Here is a 16725-nt window from a genome sequence, read left to right on the forward strand (position 1 = left end):
AACATGAAACTGTCGTTTTTTGTGATCTTGTTCAAATTAAATATAAAAATAAAATTTTCATTATTGTTGAAAATGAAATCATCAAACCTTAGTATGAGCAGAAAATCACATCAGTTTCTGACGAGGGTATGTCAATGGATAAAGCACTAACGGGCGAGCACAGGGCGCTGGACGTTGTCTGTCTGGGACGTGTCGCGGTCGATCTTTACGGGCAGCAAATTGGTTCACGGCTGGAAGACATGACGACATTCGCGAAGTATCTGGGCGGATCATCGGGCAATGTGGCCTACGGCACCGCGATTCAGGGGCTGCGCTCCGGGATGCTGGCACGGGTTGGCGATGAGCATATGGGCCGCTTCATTCGTGAGGAGTTAAATCGGGTTGGCGTGGATACCCAAAGTCTGAAAACCGATCATGAGCGACTGACTGCGCTGGTGATCCTCGGGATCAAAGACAACGACACCTTTCCGCTGATCTTCTACCGCGACAACTGTGCAGACATGGCGCTGACGCCGGAGGACATCAGCGAAAGCTATCTGGCCTCCTCCCGCGCTCTGGCGGTCACCGGAACCCATCTGTCGCATCCCAACACCCGGGCTGCGGTCCTGAAAGCACTGGACTATGCCGCGAAACATGGCCTGCGCCGGGCGCTGGATATCGATTATCGCCCGGTGCTCTGGGGGCTGACGTCTCTGGGCGACGGTGAAACGCGCTTTATTGCCTCTGAGCAGGTCACCCGGCAGCTGCAGGAAGTGCTGCACCATTTCGATCTGATTGTCGGCACTGAAGAAGAATTTCATATCGCCGGTGGCAGCACCGATACCCTCACCGCATTGCAACATGTGCGCGAGAAAACTGATGCGGTGCTGGTCTGTAAACGGGGCGCGCTGGGTTGCTCAGTATTTGAAGGGGCTATTGCCGATGACTGGTCACAGGTCAAATTGCAAAGCGGCGTGCGCGTCGAAGTTCTGAACGTACTGGGAGCAGGCGATGCCTTTATGTCAGGGCTATTGCGCGGCTGGCTGAATGACGAAAGCTGGGAACAGGCGTGTCGTTACGCTAACGCCTGCGGCGCGCTGGTGGTCTCCCGTCACGGCTGCGCACCGGCCATGCCGACAAAACAGGAGCTGGACGACTACCTCGCTCGCGAGCACGCCGTTGCGCGTCCGGACCAGGATGCGCGACTGAATCATCTGCACCGGGTCACGACCCGCAAACAGCATTGGCCGGAACTCTGCGTCTTTGCCTTCGATCACCGTAAACAGCTGGTCGATATTGCCGAAGAGGTCGGGGCCAGCGTGGCGGCCATCCCGCAGTTGAAAAAACTGTTGTTGCAGGGAGCGCGCGAAGCCGCGCAGGAAGCGGGGCTGAAGCATAACAGCGGCATTCTTGCAGATACCACCTTCGGCCAGAATGTGTTAAATGACGTGACCGGCGAAGGCTGGTGGATTGGCCGACCGATTGAAATGCCTGGTTCGCATCCGCTGCGCCTTGAGCACGGTAACATTGGTTCGCAGCTGATCGACTGGCCGCTGGAGCATGTGGTGAAATGCCTGGTGTTCTACCATCCTGACGACGCTCAGAACGTGCGCGAAGAGCAGGAAGCGCTGATCAATGAAGTCTATCAGGCGTGCTGCAAATCCGGGCACGACCTGCTGCTGGAGGTGATCCTGCCGCGTGATAATCCTGACCAGGATGAACGCCACTACGTCAACATTGTTGAGCACTTGTATCAGCTTGGCATCCAGCCTGACTGGTGGAAACTGCCGCCGCTGCATCCGGCTCGCTGGCAGCAAATCAGCCAGCATATTGAACATTTCGATCCACAATGCCGGGGGATCCTGATCCTCGGTCTGGATGCGCCGGAGAGTGAACTGAAAGCCGGCTTTGCCGCTGCAGCCGATGCCCCCTGGGTAAAAGGCTTTGCGGTAGGCCGCACGATTTTCGGTGAACCCTCACGCCAGTGGCTCAGTAAACACTTTAGTGACGAGCAACTGATAAATGCGGTGAAAGAGAAATACCGCACGCTGATTGGCTACTGGAGAGAGTACCGCCCCGCACGCTAGCCCCTCCCTGACGCACGCCTGCTGCAATAATGCGGCAGGCGTTATGTTGTTGAAACGAGATAATCGTCATGTCCACAATCCCGCCAGTAAGTATCGCCAATGCACCAGGTTTTGCGCTACTGCGCATCAGCGCGGCGATGTTTCTCACTTATCTGACCATCGGCCTGCCGCTGGCAACGCTCCCGCTTTATGTCCAGCAGCAGCTTGCGCTTAACGATCTGATGATGGGGATTGCGGTGGGCAGCCAGTTTATCGCGACCCTGCTAAGCCGGGGCCTGGCAGGGCGGATGGCGGATCAACGCGGCGGCCGCCGGACGGTGATAAGCGGTCAGCTGTGCTGCGCGGTTTCCGGGCTGTTGATGCTGGCAAGTGCGTTAATGTCGTCGCAACCGCTGCTGGCGTGGAGCCTGCTCATTGTCGGCCGGGTGCTGCTTGGGCTGGGAGAGAGTTTTATCCTGACCGGAAATTTAACCTGGGGCATGTGGCTTGCAGGGGCGAATCATGCCGGGCGGGTGATTTCATGGAACGGTATGGCAACCTATGGCGCGCTGGCGGCCGGTGCGCCACTCGGGCTGGCGCTCTTTTCCCACTGCGGGCTCAGGGAACTGGCGCTGGTGTCACTGTTTTTACCCTTCGCAGGAGCCCTGTTGACCCTTGGCCTGCCCGGCAATGCGCCGGTTTTCCGCCAGCGCCCGGCCATGCGGAAGGTGATTCAGCAAGTGTGGCGACCGGGTATCGGCCTGGTGTTGCAGGGGATTGGCTTCGCCTGTCTGAGCGCCTTTGCGGTGCTCTATTTTAAGGAAAAAGGCTGGCAGTATGCCGGTTTTGCCATGACCCTGTTTGGCTGCGCATTTATCGCCGTTCGCCTCTTTTTTTCCCATTTACCCGACCATTTTGGCGGCGTTCGCGTCGCGGCCTGCTCAATGCTGATTGAGAGCATCGGTCTGCTGATCCTTTGGGACGCCCCCTCGCCAGCTCTCGCCCTGCTGGGGGCCGCTCTGACAGGCTGCGGCTGCTCGCTGATGTTTCCGTCACTGGGTGTGGGGGTGGTGCGCCGGGTGTCACCGGACATTCGGGGGACGGCGCTGGGCACCTGGTCGGCCTTTCAGGATCTGGCCTACGGCCTGACGGGGCCGCTGGCAGGATTGCTGACGCCCTGGATCGGCTATCAACAGGTATTTTTGATAGCCTCCGCCTGCGCGCTGCTGGGGGCGGCTATCATCAGAAGATTACTGCAAGCGGCCTAAGGCTGTAGATAAGGCCGGGTTTTCTGCGCGCCGATGGCAAACACGTCCTCGGCCTGCATTTGCCAGTAGCCGGGGTTAAACAGCTCCAGCGAACAGATGCCGTCATAGCCCATGGCCACCAGTTCCCGGGTAATGTCATGCAGGGGGATCACGCCGTTGCCCGGAAAAACACGGTGGCAATGATCGAGCGCCGACAGCGGTAAATTATCGGCATCATCAATGTGATAGACAAAGATCTTCTCTACCGGGATCTGGCGTAACAGCGCAAGATCCTGCCAGCGATCGTTGAGATAGATGTTAAACGCATCCAGCGCCAGTCCGACGTTTTCCAGACCCACGCTATCGACAATCTCCATCGCCATCTCAAGGCTGCGCACACAACAACTTTGCGAACCAATCGGCTCAAATGCCAGCCGCATTCCCCGCTCTCCCGCCACTTCCGCCATCTCCCGCAGGCGGTTAACCGAATCTTTAACGGTTGCGGCGCGTTTCCAGTGCTGCCCGGCCTTTATGGTCGGCACCACCACCACGCAATCACCGCCCACTACGGTCGCGGCATCGCAGGCAAAGTTCAGTAGCGCCCGCTTCTCCTGCCAGCATTCGCTGTCGCAGAAGGTGATATCTTCAATTGAGTTATATCCCCAGGGCTTCAGATGGCTGGCGGCAAAAAATCCCGCCAGTTGTTCAAGAGAATATTCCTGCAGCCAGACTTTGAGCATATCAAGACGTAGCTCGATAAAGTCATAACCCCAGCGTTCAGCCAGAGCAATGTCCTGTTTTAGCGACGAATTTTTCATGCAGGTGGCTTCATTGATACCGAGTTTCATCTTCTATTCCCCTTGCGGATACCAGGTTAGCGTCGCCACTCCCTGCCCCGGCAGCGTCAGTCGATACTCTTTTTCGCCCTCCATAATGCGGCAGGACTTTTCCCTGGGCTCTGGGTTGTAGACCACCAGCACCCGTTCACCGTCCGGATTGACGAACCCGACCTCTTCCAGCTGCGAATCAAAGCAGGAGGACAGCATCACCCTTGCCCCAGGGCGAACATAGCGGCTGAAGTGACCAATGGCATACCAGGAGAGGTTGTAACGCAGCTCATCGTGCGCCTGATCGTACTGGACTGGCGCTTCACACAGATTGCCCTGATGGTTCGGCCCGCCCTGGCTATCAAGCAGCAGATTCCAGTCGATAAACCCGGTGCAGCCCGCCCTGAAATTGCCAATCATATCGTGCAGATAGGTATGCCAATGGCGGAGCTGGCTTCCGCTGCCATGCTCCATCGGCACGCAACCTTCGCTGAAGAGCAGTTTCTTGTCCGGCAGGCACTGGGCCAGATACTGAAGCTGGGAAAAGTGATCGCCGGTGTACCAGTGAAATGCCAGGCCATCAATCCCTGCATCATTGTCATGACTGGCAAAAGCCGCTTCGGCCCACTCGATTAATCCGTCTTTATCGTGATCCCAGATATAGATTTCCATCTCTTCCATGCCGTAGCGCATCAGCATCGGCCGCAGATATTTCACCGCGAACGCGGTCTCTTCCTCCACGCTATACAGGCAGGATTCCCAGTTTTTCACTGCCACCGGCTCGTTTTGAATCGACAGCGAGGTCACGCGGATGCCATGGCGATGATATTCCAGCAGATACTGAACGATCACTTCAGCCCAGGCTTGGTAATACTCCCGACGCAGCTTGCCGCCACCGTTCATCTGGTTGTTGGTTTTCATAAATCCCGGCGGGCTCCAGGGAGACGCCATCAGCGCCAGCTGCGGGTTGACCTCTGTCGCCGCACAAATTAGCGGGATCAGGTTAGCCCTGTCGCGGACAAAAGAGAGATTGCCCCGTTGCAGATCCGCATCCGATTCCACACCGGCATAATTGCTTAACGAGAAATCACAGCTCTGAACAGGCATACGTCCCAGGCTGTAGTTCTGTTTTTGCGGCGAAAAATAGTCATCCAGAAACTGTTTTTTGCACCCGGCACTCATGCTGTTGAAAACGAATCCGGCCGCTTCCGTAAAGCTGCCGCCGAAGCCATCAATGCGCTGCAGAGTATGGCGAGGAAAGACTTTGATAAGTTCTGTATTGCTGGTATCGCGGGGGGAAAACGTCAGCGTTGTGGCAACAAAAAAACGCTGCTGACGCGGATCGGTAGAAATAAGTCTGCCTTGCATAGGGAGGATCTCTGGGCAAAAAAGATGGGCCGCAGCCCATCTTTAACAGGAAGATTATTTGTAGAAGTCCGGCTTAGCAGGCAGTTCGACCAGCTCAGTTTCACCAGACAGCTGTGACTTCACGCAGGCATCGGCGGTGACGGCAGCCAGATAGCCATCCCACGAGGTCGGCCCAGCAGGCGCTTCACCAGCATTCAGGCGATCAAAGAAGTCCTGGAATTCAATGTCGTAGGCTTCGATAAAGCGCTGCTTCCAGTCCACCAGAATATCCGTGCTGTATTTCGCCGCCTTACGCACTGCCGCACTGGCCACCGTTGGCAGTTCAGCCAGCCCCGTCTCGCCGGTCACATCGCAGTGAATGTCATAGCCGTAGCGGCAGTTCACAAACACTTCCACCACGATATTGATACCAGAAGTGGTTTCCATCACCACCACCTGGGGATCGCGCAGCGTCGTCACCAGGCTCGACTGGCGCGGGAAGTACACCTTAACCGTTTTGTAGTCATCGTCGAGCAGCCAGTGCAGGGCGTCGATTTCGTGGATCAGCGTTTCGTAGATTGCCTGCGGTGTTTTGTACCCCGGCACCGTGCTGGCATTGTAATGGCGACCATGAACCATCAGCGGCTGGCCTATTTCACCGCTATCAATTATCTGCTTCAGCTGGACGTAGCCTTTGTCGTAACGGCGCATAAAGCCCACCTGCACCATACGTTTGCCATTTTTCTGCTCAGCGTCGATAACCCGCAGGCAATCAACGGCAGTGACCGCCAGTGGTTTTTCGCAAAATACATACTTTTTGGCCTTAAGGGCGGCCACGGCGATATCGGCATGCGCATCGTTAGAGGCAGTGATCACCACCACATCAACGTTTTCGTCATTCACCAGGTCGTGATAGTCGTTATAGTCCTGAGCCTGGATGGCGAATTTATCCAGGGCTGCCTGCGCGCGGCCCGCCACAATATCGCAGACGGCAACAACCTCGACGCCAGACACGGTGTTGGCCAGGCGGCGTAAATGATCGGCGCCAATGGCCCCGATACCAACAATACCTGCACGTAAACTCATATTCTGTTTTCCTTTTATCAGAGATAAGCTTTCAATAACTCATTAATATGCTTCCAGCCTTTTTGCGCATATTCTAATGGGTTGTATTTATTAGGGTCCTGTTCCGCTTCAACGACGATCCAACCTTGATATTGATGTTCAACCAGGAAGGTTAATACTGTTTTGAAATCAATACTCCCGTCACCCGGAACGGTGAAGACACCATCGAGGAATGAATTAAGGAAAGATTTATGCGCCAGACGGCACTCGACTAATTTTTCATTACGCACATCTTTAAAATGAACATGCCTGATGCGCGCAAAATGTTTTTTCACTAACGGCAGCACCTCGCCATCAGAAACATAAATATGGCCAGTATCAAATAACAGATGTACATATTCCGGATCGGTATTTTCCATCAGCCGATCGACTTCCGGTAATGTCTGAACGCCGGTCCCCATATGATGATGAAAAGCCAGTTTAAGATTGTGTTTATTGGCGATTTTGCCGAGTTCATTCAACCCGGAGCACAATAAAGCCCATTCGCTATCGCTGAAATAGGGTTTCTGGGTATAAACACATTTATCAATAATCCCCTGCACGCTCCGGGTCTGTTCCGACACCACGGCAATATAAGCATGCACTTTTTCCAGCCTGGCGCAGTGTTGCTCAAAGGCTTCTTTAGCCGCGGCAATACCGTCTCGAATGATATAAGAGGAAAACCATTGACCGGGTACTTCCAGCTCACGCAGCGCCAGCTCTTTGTTGAGTTCATCAGTGTCCTGAGTAAAGCATCCACCGATTTCCGTACCGGCAAACCCCACCAGCCTGGCATCGCTCAGGATCTGCTTATAGGTGTTTTCTTTGCCAATTTCCGGGATATCATCATTGCGCCATCCGATCGGCGCAATGCCCCATTTGATACTCTTTTTAACGCTGTACATGCCACTGACTCCTGCATAATGAAGATGTTGATGACCTTTTTCATTCAGTAACCCTTGCTATAGCGATATGTTACGTTTTGCGCCGGGAAATACTTTATGTTTCTTGTAGCAAGGGGGAAGGTAAAAAGCGTCATAGATCACAAATCTACGGGTGGGTTATGCTGATTCTGCCAACCCATATTAAAGCGTCACCCTTCAGCAAATAAAAAGTTCGCCTTCCGATAATCTTTTCTGTATTGCCCAGGAGTTTTTCCGACTTTATTTTTAAAGTAATACTGGAAGTAGCTAAGATTACTAAAGCCAACCCGATAAGCTATTGATGTTATTTTTTCCCGGCCACCGTCATCGGTAGTCAGCAAGGATTGTGCCTCACCCAAACGACGTTTGATAAGGTAATCCATAGGGGCATAACCATAGCGGCGTTTAAATTCATGGGAGACAAACCAGGGGCTGACATTAAATTTTGAAGCCAGCGTTTCGAGACGAATAGGCTCGGAGAAGTTCAGGTCAATATAATTTTTGATCACGTCCAGCAGATTATCATTACGCGCAATCTCGTCGTTATCGACGCACAGCAGCACATTGCCTTCGATATATTTGAGGAGCACGCGGGTCAGCAACTGCGCCATCGCCGGGCCATCCACCGCCCGCTGATTAATCATCGTGAAGATGGAACTCATCAACTTCAGGACGGTTTCATAATGGTGGTAAAGGGGAATAACCGGCACCCTGGCATCCGGTATCAACGCATTGGCGCGCAGTCCGGGGCGTTCGATGTGGTTGATGGCGCAACAGATGGTGCCAACAGGACGGCCGCTCTCAAGGTATTCGTCATGCACCACCTGGCTGTTGTAGACCAGCAGGTCGCCCTTACGTACCGGGTAGATCCTGTCGCCAATAAAGTATTCCCCTTCACCTTCGGTAATCAGAATCAGTTCGACGGTTTGCGGGTGCATATGCATAAAACGCACAAAAGGCCCCTCGCTCTCGCTAACCTGGCTGACATACACCAGCTGTGGCAGGGTTTTATTTTCACGTTCTAACGGACAGAAGCACAAACGCATGAATTGACTTCCTCTGGCGATGAGAGGCCAGGATCTGGCACTAATTTGCTTACGGCGTTGAGCGAATCAGCCCTGCTCGCAAGCCCCCGCAGTCGTTCATCGGTTGTACATCCATCACGCTGTTTTTACGTTTCACTTTCAGACTGCATATTGAATTTTTATACCACTTAAAATGAAATAAAAATGCTATGCAGATCATAAAATCCTTCAGACTCTGTATACACGTTTTAGAATCCACGGCCTTGAAAAGGCAAATAAAACAATAAATACATGCAATTAAACACGAAATGTGTTTAGTAAACATGCTCTTTTGCTGTGTGGTTACGCTATCAAACAATCAAAACTAAATTCCATAAAATTAAATTTGAAATTTTTAGTTCAAAAAATTACATTGGTACGGCATACTTTTCATCGGTTCTTGCACCCCGCCAGCCAGGTGCCGGTGCAACTTAGCATCGTAGAATTCTTTTCAAGAAGGTACATAGTGATGGAAACAGTCGGTAACTTTATCAACGGTAAAATCTGTCTGAGCAGCAGCGGTGAAACCCTGCCGGTCACCAATCCGGCCACGGGTGAAATCATTCGTGAAGTGACGCAAAGCACCAGCCAGGAGATGCTCGATGCCATCAGCAGCGCGCATCAGGCCTTCCCGGCGTGGAGTAAAACCGCGCCGTTGCGTCGTGCCCGTATTCTTTTTAAATTCAATGCATTACTTGAGCAGCACCGGGATGAACTGGCAGCGCTTATCGTCAGTGAGCATGGCAAAGTGTGGTCAGACGCGCTGGGTGAACTGACCCGCGGCATGGAAGTGGTTGAGTTTGCCTGCGGCATTCCCCACCTGAGTAAAGGTGAATACTCTGCCACCGTCGGCTCCGGCGTTGACAGCTATTCTTTAATGCAGCCGCTGGGCGTAGTGGCGGGCATCACGCCGTTTAACTTCCCGGCGATGGTGCCAATGTGGATGTTCCCTATCGCCTTGGCCTGCGGCAATACCTTCGTCCTTAAGCCACCGGCTCCGGTTCCCTCTGCTTCGCTGCGTCTTGCCGAGTTACTAAAAGAAGCAGGCCTGCCGGATGGCGTCTTTAACGTGGTGCACTGTGGTAATGAAGCAGCCAGTCTGCTGACCAGCGATCCACGAATTCAGGCCGTGAGCTTTGTCGGATCCTCCGGCGTTGCCGAGCACATCTACACCACGGCCAGCGCACACGGCAAACGGGTGCAGGCGTTTGGCGCGGCGAAAAACCACGCGATTGTCATGCCGGATGCGGATATCGACGCCACCGTCAGTGCGATCATGGGCGGCGCATACGGCTCCGCAGGCGAACGTTGCATGGCCTTACCGGTGGTGGTAGCTGTCGGGGACGACACCGCAGACCGACTGATTGCCCGCCTGACTCCGCTGATTAAAGCCCTGCGTATTGGCCCCGGCGATGTTCGTGGCGAGCAGGAAAACGAGATGGGCCCGGTGGTATCCCGCGCGCATCAGCAAAAAGTACTCGGCTATATCGATAAAGGCGAACGTGAAGGCGCAAAACTGCTGATCGATGGTCGCAACTATCGTGTCCCAGGTCATGCCAATGGCTTCTTTGTTGGTGGTACGCTGTTCGACCATGTGACCACCGATATGACCATCTGGCGTGAAGAGATTTTCGGGCCGGTATTAGGGATTGTGCGCGTGGCGGATTATGCCGAAGCTATTCGCACCGTCAATGCTCATGAGTTTGGCAACGGCAGCGTAATTTTCACCACCAACGGCCACTATGCCCGCGATTTTGTGCAGGAAGTGGAAGCCGGCATGGTGGGTGTGAATATTCCGGTTCCGGTGCCCGTGGCGTTTCACTCTTTTGGCGGCTGGAAACGTTCCGTGTTCGGTGCGCTTAACGTCCATGGGCCAGACGGCGTGCGCTTCTATACCCGCATGAAAACCGTCACTACCCGCTGGCCAAACGGGCAACAGATTGTTTCTGAGTTTAGTATGCCAACCCTTGGCTAACGACCTTTCAGAAAGGAGAAGAGTATGGCCAACTTGCTGAGTCAGTGTTCCGCCAGTACGGGCAGAATTCAGCATATCACCCCGCAAAATGCGGGGTGGGATTATGTCGGTTTTGATGTCTGGCGGCTTAAAGCGGGCGAGTCTGTTGAGCTGCCCGCCGACGAGCTTGAGCGATGCCTGGTGCTGATCGCGGGCATCGCGAGTATCAAAGCGGCCGACCACGATTTTCAGCAGATCGGCAAGCGCATGAGTCCTTTCGAACGCACCCCGGCCTTTTCAGTCTACGTGCCGCATCACACGCAGGCTCTGGTGGTGGCTGAGTCCGATCTGGAACTGGCGGTGTGCAGCGCTCCAGGGTTTGGCGAGCTGCCGGTACGCCTGATTGCCCCGCAGGATGTGGGCGTGGAGCATCGTGGTAAAGGGAAGAATCAGCGTCTGGTACACAACATTTTGCCGGACGATAGCCCGGCCGACAGTCTGCTGGTAGTGGAGGTCTATACCCGCGAGGGTGACACCAGCTCCTGGCCTGCGCATAAGCACGATACGCCGGTTGAAGGTCAGGAAACCTATCTCGAAGAGACCTACTATCACCGTTTTGATCCGCCGCAGGGCTTCTGCCTGCAACGGGTTTACACCGATGACCGTAGCCTTGATGAGTGCATGGCCGTTTATGACCGGGGCGTGGTGAAAGTACCGCGTGGTTACCACCCTGTCGCCACCATCGCCGGGTATGATAACTACTATCTGAATGTGATGGCTGGCCCGAACCGTAAATGGCAGTTTACATGGGAAGTCGACCACGCGTGGATTAACTCCCCGGCGTACCCGCGTTAAGTTCCGACCGTTGTAAGCAGTAACACCGATAAATGCTGTAACTATTGCCGGTCTTGTTTAAAGACCGGCTTTTTTGTTGCCTGCACTTCGAAATATCAGGCTGTCACATTCGGTTTGTTGCCTGATAAAGCCTGAAGTTTACTGGCCGCCAGCGCTTCAATTTCCGTCAACGGCACACCTTTAGTTTCCGGTACATAGCGGGAGATAAACAGGTAGCACACCAGGTTAAAGACCACGAAGATCCACATTGAAAAAGCGCCGCCAAACTGCGCCTGTAGCCAGGCATTATCATTCACCACCGGGAAGAGCAGCGAAATAAGGAAGTTGGCAATCCACATCAGACTGACCGCCAGCCCCATCCCAAAGCCTTTAATTTTTTCCGGGAAGACTTCAGAGATAAGCACCCAGGCTCCCACACTCCAGCTCACCGCAAAGAACAGCATAAAGAACAGAATGCCGAAGAGGGTGAGATAACCGGTGTCGTGGGTATACAGACCATAAGAGGCTATCAGCAGGCCGACAATTGACCCCAACGTGCCCGCCTTCATAATCGGAATGCGTCCATAGCGGTCAAACAGGATCATGCCGATAAAGCTGCCCACCATATTGCAGACCGCGATAAAAATGGTCTGGAACATCACCACTTCGGTACTGGCGTTTTTCAGCATCAGTGGCGCGTAGTAGTTCATCACATTCACGCCGGTGAATTGCTGCAACACGGCGATACAGCAGCCGACCAGCAAAATGTATTTCAGCACCGGTGACTGACTCAGCGTCTGTGACTCCTGCCTGCCGCCATTATTGCTGACGCCATTTTCTTTCATCGTTGCAAAAATAGCCCGCACTTCCGCTGCCGACAGACCGGAATAAACCTTCGCCAGCACCCGCAATGATCCCTCTTCAGATTTATGATTCCGCGCACACCAGGCCGGCGACTCCGGCAGAAAAATGATCATCGCCAGCATCGCAACGGAGGGAATAACCTGTACCAGAAGCATTGTTTTCCAGCCCTGGGAGACCAGCAGCGCTTCGCTCATCCCCTTCGCGATCGCGTAGTTAATGATAAAGACCAGCACCTGCCCCAACACCACGACAATATTGTAGATCCCCAGCGCCTTGCCTCTGATTTGCGCAGGCGCCAGCTCCGCCATATACATCGTTGAGGCGGTGCCAGCCATCCCGACAGCAAAGCCACAGACAATCCTTGCGAGTGAGAAAATGGCAAAGGACTCGCTGAATGCCGCCGCCAGCGAGGAGAGAATAAAGATAATGGCGATAATCAGGAGGGCCGTTTTGCGCCCCAGTTTATCGGCAATTTTCCCGCCGCAGAGCGCACCGACAATACAACCGATCACAATACTGGATACCGCCCAGCCTGTTTCAGCTGGACTGAGTTGATAGAACTTTTGCAGAGGCAGGATAACCCCCGTAATTACCGCAGTTGAATACCCAAACATCAGCCCTGCCAGGGCGGCAATACAACACAATGCATACACATAGGCCGAATTGTACTGATTTTTCTGACTCATACCTTCTCCCTTGCTGTTATGAAACATCCACAATGAAAAATTTGATCGCATTTTTATATTTATAGAAAAAATATTTCACGAAGGGGATCACGAAATCGCTATGCATCGGCAAAAAATGGCCATCAGGTGTGGGTTAACCACAATAGAGCAGGAATTAAAATTTCATTAGAAATGGAAAATGGAATTAAAGCAGGGAGTAAAAACAGTGGGGGGTATAGGGTTGAATGCATAACCGATGATCGCGACCTGGCGACCATCGGTTATGCGGAGAATTACTGCCCCAGCGCCAGGGAAACGGCCAGGGTTTGCGCCAGGCACATAGAAGCGACCTGCGAGCGGAAGCCATCGACCTGAGCTTCGCGGACCACAAAGCACACCTCGCTGAAGGCCGCCAGCGGGCTGACCTGGCTGTCGGTAATGGCAATATGGTGTGCGCCACGCTGCGCGCCGAGCTCAACCAGTTCAACCACTTCCTGGGCGTAAGGCGAGTAGCTGATGGCAACCACCACGTCATTCGGGCCAACCATGCTGAGTTGTTCGGAGAACATGCCGCCCAGACCATCGATTAAAAATGCCCGCCGTTCCAGATGACGCAACGCATAGGTTAAATAGCTGGCGACGCTGAAAGAGCGGCGCAGACCAATCACATAGATATTCTCGGCATTACGCAGCAAAGAGACCGCCGCATCCAGTTGTTCACTCTTGATCTGCACCGGCAGTTGCTGCAAAACCTGAGCATTGACCATTGAGAACAGCTTAAGAATTTCAGCGGGTTTTTCCGGAGTCGGTTCGCCTTCGTCGTTGCTTTTCTGCCGGAATAAGCGGGCGCGCTCGGTATAGCTAACGGTCTCTTCCATCAGATGTTGACGGAATACCTGTTTCATTTCGTTAAAGCCGCTAAAACCGAAAGCGTTAGCAAAACGAATTAATGTCGAGGGAGGGACATCAGCATGCTGAGCAATGGATGCCACGGTATCGAAAGCCACGCTGTTACTGTTATCCAGAATGTATTGCGCGACCTGCTTCAGACGTTTACTGAGCGAATCATAGCGACTACGGATATCGTCCTGAAGTAAAGAAAGCTGTGTTTGTTGTTTTGACATATAACCCACTCTTGCAGAACAAAAATTTCACTAAAGCGGATACTAGCAAAAAAAATTTGAATCTTCATTCGGCGTAGCTAAAAATGCGTTTTATCGCACTTAAAAAATAAGCCGGGTTGGGGAGATATGGGGAAAGGCCCGGCAGCGGCTGCCACCGGGCGCAGGCACTTACTCTACGGCTTCGGCTTTTTTCGCCAGGCCGTCCAGCAGTTTCTGATGAATACCACCGAAACCGCCGTTACTCATCACCAGAATATGATCGCCCGGCAGTGCGGTTTTGAGGATCATATCGGCCAGCGTATCCACGTCGCCGCTCCAGTGCGCGGGCTGCACACAGGCATCCGCCACTTCGGCAACCTGCCACGGAATATGCGGCGGCTGGAGCAGGAACACCTCATCGGCACGGCCCAGAGACGGCGCCAGATCGTCTTTACTGTGGCCCATCTTCATGGTGTTGGAGCGCGGTTCGAGAACGGCGATAATCCGCGCGGTACCGCCAACTTTGCTACGCAGCGCCGCAAGCGTCGCCAGAATGGCCGTCGGATGATGGGCGAAATCGTCGTAGACGTTAACGCCGTAGGCTTCTCCGCGCAATTCCAGGCGGCGGCGGGCGTTGATAAACGACCCTAACGCCTCGGCGGCATCTTTCGGCGCCACACCCACATGACGCGCAGCGGCAATCGCCATCAGCCCGTTATGCATGTTGTGTTCACCCACCAGACCCCATTGCACCTGACCCACCACTTCACCATCAAGCAGGACTTCCCAGCTGGAGGCATCGGTGGTCAGTTTTTTCGCCAGCCAGTGGCCCTGTTCGCCCACCAGCTCCTGCTCGCTCCAGCAGCCCATCGCCAGGGTTTGTTTCAGGTTGATGTCGTTTTCCGGCCAGATGATTTTGCCCTGCCCCGGCACTATCCGCACCAGATGGTGGAACTGTTTCTGGATGGCTTTCAGATCGTCGAAAATATCCGCATGATCAAACTCGAGGTTATTGAGGATCAAGGTACGCGGGCAGTAGTGAACGAACTTGGAGCGTTTATCAAAAAACGCACAGTCGTATTCATCGGCTTCAATTACAAAGAACGGGCTTTCGCCCAGACGAGCGGAAACCTCGAAATTGCCCGGTACGCCGCCAATGACAAACCCTGGCTTGTAACCACAGCCTTCGAGGATCCAGGTCACCATCCCTGCCGTGGTGGTTTTACCGTGCGTACCGGCAACGGCCAGCACCCAGCGGTCGCACAGCACAAAATCATGCAGCCACTGCGGGCCGGACATAAACGGAATATTTCTTTCCAGCACCGCTTCAACACAGGGATTGCCGCGCGTCATGGCATTGCCGATGATCACCAGATCCGGCGCGTTATCCAGTTGGCTGGCGTCATAACCCTGAATAAGTTCAATGCCTTGCTTCTTAAGCAAGGTACTCATCGGCGGATACACATTGGCGTCCGAACCCGTTACTTCGTGACCCAGGGAGCGAGCCAGCAGCGCCAGTCCGCCCATAAAAGTGCCGCAAATCCCCAATATATGAATGCGCATTCGTCTCTTTCCTTATTCTCTTCGGCACATATTTTACCCGCATGTATCCCATGACGGAAATGCATTTAAGGATAATCTGTATTCTGCTGGCGCGATTCACCTGTGCGCGAACATTTGAAACTTTGTTAGTATTGTTGAGGTCACACTACTCCACATAAAATGCAGGGACAGGGTATGAAAACGTTAGGTGAATTTATTGTTGAGAAACAGCATGAGTTTTCTCACGCTACCGGTGAGTTAACCGCGCTGCTGTCAGCAATAAAACTGGGTGCCAAGATCATCCATCGCGATATCAATAAAGCCGGTCTGGTTGATATCCTGGGTGCCAGCGGTGCTGAAAACGTGCAGGGTGAAGTGCAGCAAAAACTTGACCTGTTCGCAAATGAAAAACTGAAAGCCGCACTGCGCGCACGTGATATCGTTGCCGGGATCGCTTCCGAAGAAGAAGATGAAATCGTCGTCTTCGAAGGCTGTGAACATGCAAAGTATGTCGTGCTGATGGACCCGCTGGATGGCTCCAGCAACATCGATGTTAACGTCTCTGTCGGGACTATCTTCTCTATCTACCGCCGCGTGACGCCGGTTGGAACGCCGGTTACCGAAGAAGACTTCCTGCAACCAGGCAGCCAGCAGGTCGCCGCGGGTTATGTGGTCTATGGTTCATCCACCATGCTGGTCTACACCACCGGCTGCGGTGTGCACGCCTTCACCTACGATCCCTCTTTGGGCGTGTTCTGCCTCTGCCAGGAACGTATGCACTTCCCGGAAAAGGGCACCACTTACTCCATTAACGAAGGCAACTACATCAAATTCCCGCTGGGCGTGAAAAAGTATCTCAAGTTCTGCCAGGAAGAAGATAAACCGACGCTGCGCCCTTACACCACGCGCTACATCGGTTCGCTGGTCGCCGACTTCCATCGTAACCTGCTCAAAGGCGGGATCTACCTCTACCCAAGCACCGCCAGCCACCCGGAAGGGAAACTGCGTCTGCTGTATGAGTGCAATCCGATGGCCTTCCTCGCCGAACAGGCTGGCGGTAAAGCAAGCGACGGTAAAGAGCGTATTCTGGATATCGTGCCGGAAAGCCTGCACCAGCGTCGTCCATTCTTCGTCGGTAACGAACATATGGTCGATGACGTAGAGCGCTTTATGCGTGAGTTCCCGGACGCATAAGTTCTGAGATAA

At 53.6% G+C, this 16725-nt stretch carries 13 protein-coding genes; 5 read left to right on the plus strand and 8 right to left on the minus strand.

Annotated elements, in window-relative coordinates:
- Positions 1-128: 128 nt before the first annotated feature.
- Together ACSZO4_RS00100 and ACSZO4_RS00105 are read left to right on the plus strand one after the other, a co-directional pair.
- Positions 129-2066, plus strand: a complete 1938-nt coding sequence (locus ACSZO4_RS00100; RefSeq protein ID WP_437886799.1) for a bifunctional 5-dehydro-2-deoxygluconokinase/5-dehydro-2-deoxyphosphogluconate aldolase — start codon at positions 129-131, stop codon at positions 2064-2066.
- A gap of 68 nt (positions 2067-2134) precedes the next feature.
- A complete protein-coding gene (locus ACSZO4_RS00105; protein WP_437886800.1) occupies positions 2135-3313 on the plus strand; it encodes an MFS transporter in 1179 nt (392 codons plus the stop codon).
- Here the strand turns inward: ACSZO4_RS00105 and ACSZO4_RS00110 are convergent.
- From ACSZO4_RS00110 to reiD, 5 genes are all read right to left on the minus strand, one after another.
- Positions 3310-4140 carry a sugar phosphate isomerase/epimerase family protein gene (locus tag ACSZO4_RS00110; RefSeq protein ID WP_437886801.1) on the minus strand — a complete coding sequence of 277 codons (831 nt, stop codon included), beginning with the start codon at positions 4138-4140 and terminating at the stop codon, positions 3310-3312. The two genes, ACSZO4_RS00105 and ACSZO4_RS00110, sit on opposite strands and share 4 nt — an antisense overlap.
- A 3-nt stretch (positions 4141-4143) precedes the next feature.
- A complete protein-coding gene (locus tag ACSZO4_RS00115; protein WP_437886802.1) occupies positions 4144-5487 on the minus strand; it encodes a glycoside hydrolase family 30 protein in 1344 nt (447 codons plus the stop codon).
- Between the two features lie 54 nt (positions 5488-5541).
- Positions 5542-6552: an inositol 2-dehydrogenase IolG1 gene (gene iolG1 / locus ACSZO4_RS00120; protein ID WP_437886803.1), complete on the minus strand. Its 1011-nt coding sequence runs from the start codon at positions 6550-6552 to the stop codon at positions 5542-5544.
- A gap of 17 nt (positions 6553-6569) precedes the next feature.
- Positions 6570-7475: a myo-inosose-2 dehydratase gene (gene iolE / locus ACSZO4_RS00125; RefSeq protein WP_437886804.1), complete on the minus strand. Its 906-nt coding sequence runs from the start codon at positions 7473-7475 to the stop codon at positions 6570-6572.
- Between the two features lie 188 nt (positions 7476-7663).
- Complete coding sequence (gene reiD / locus ACSZO4_RS00130; RefSeq protein ID WP_437886880.1) at positions 7664-8488, minus strand: myo-inositol utilization transcriptional regulator ReiD; 825 nt, start codon at positions 8486-8488, stop codon at positions 7664-7666.
- A gap of 538 nt (positions 8489-9026) precedes the next feature.
- On the opposite strand from reiD, the gene ACSZO4_RS00135 reads away from it, so the two are divergent.
- Positions 9027-10532, plus strand: coding sequence for a CoA-acylating methylmalonate-semialdehyde dehydrogenase (locus ACSZO4_RS00135; protein ID WP_437886881.1), 1506 nt, complete (start codon positions 9027-9029; stop codon positions 10530-10532).
- Positions 10533-10556: 24 nt separating this feature from the next.
- Positions 10557-11366, plus strand: coding sequence for a 5-deoxy-glucuronate isomerase (gene iolB, locus ACSZO4_RS00140; protein ID WP_437886805.1), 810 nt, complete (start codon positions 10557-10559; stop codon positions 11364-11366).
- 95 nt (positions 11367-11461) lie between these two features.
- Here the strand turns inward: iolB and ACSZO4_RS00145 are convergent, their stop codons facing one another.
- The 3 genes from ACSZO4_RS00145 to mpl all read right to left on the minus strand — a co-directional run bounded on the left by ACSZO4_RS00145 (position 11462) and on the right by mpl (position 15540).
- Entirely contained in the window at positions 11462-12895 is a 1434-nt protein-coding gene (locus ACSZO4_RS00145) for a sugar porter family MFS transporter (RefSeq protein ID WP_437886806.1), read from the minus strand.
- Between the two features lie 272 nt (positions 12896-13167).
- The gene (gene iolR, locus ACSZO4_RS00150) at positions 13168-13998 is read right to left on the minus strand and encodes a myo-inositol utilization transcriptional regulator IolR (protein ID WP_437886807.1); all 831 of its coding nucleotides are present in this window, start codon (positions 13996-13998) and stop codon (positions 13168-13170) included.
- A 168-nt stretch (positions 13999-14166) separates the two neighbouring features.
- Entirely contained in the window at positions 14167-15540 is a 1374-nt protein-coding gene (gene mpl / locus ACSZO4_RS00155; protein WP_437886808.1) for a UDP-N-acetylmuramate:L-alanyl-gamma-D-glutamyl-meso-diaminopimelate ligase, read from the minus strand.
- Positions 15541-15714: 174 nt separating this feature from the next.
- Here mpl and fbp point away from each other — a divergent pair, with 174 nt between their 5' ends.
- Positions 15715-16713, plus strand: coding sequence for a class 1 fructose-bisphosphatase (fbp, locus tag ACSZO4_RS00160; protein WP_437886809.1), 999 nt, complete (start codon positions 15715-15717; stop codon positions 16711-16713).
- The last annotated feature ends 12 nt before the right edge of the window (positions 16714-16725 follow it).

Origin of the sequence: Phytobacter sp. V91 (genome assembly GCF_965644225.1) — a bacterium.
GTDB lineage: Bacteria > Pseudomonadota > Gammaproteobacteria > Enterobacterales > Enterobacteriaceae > CBFFRJ01.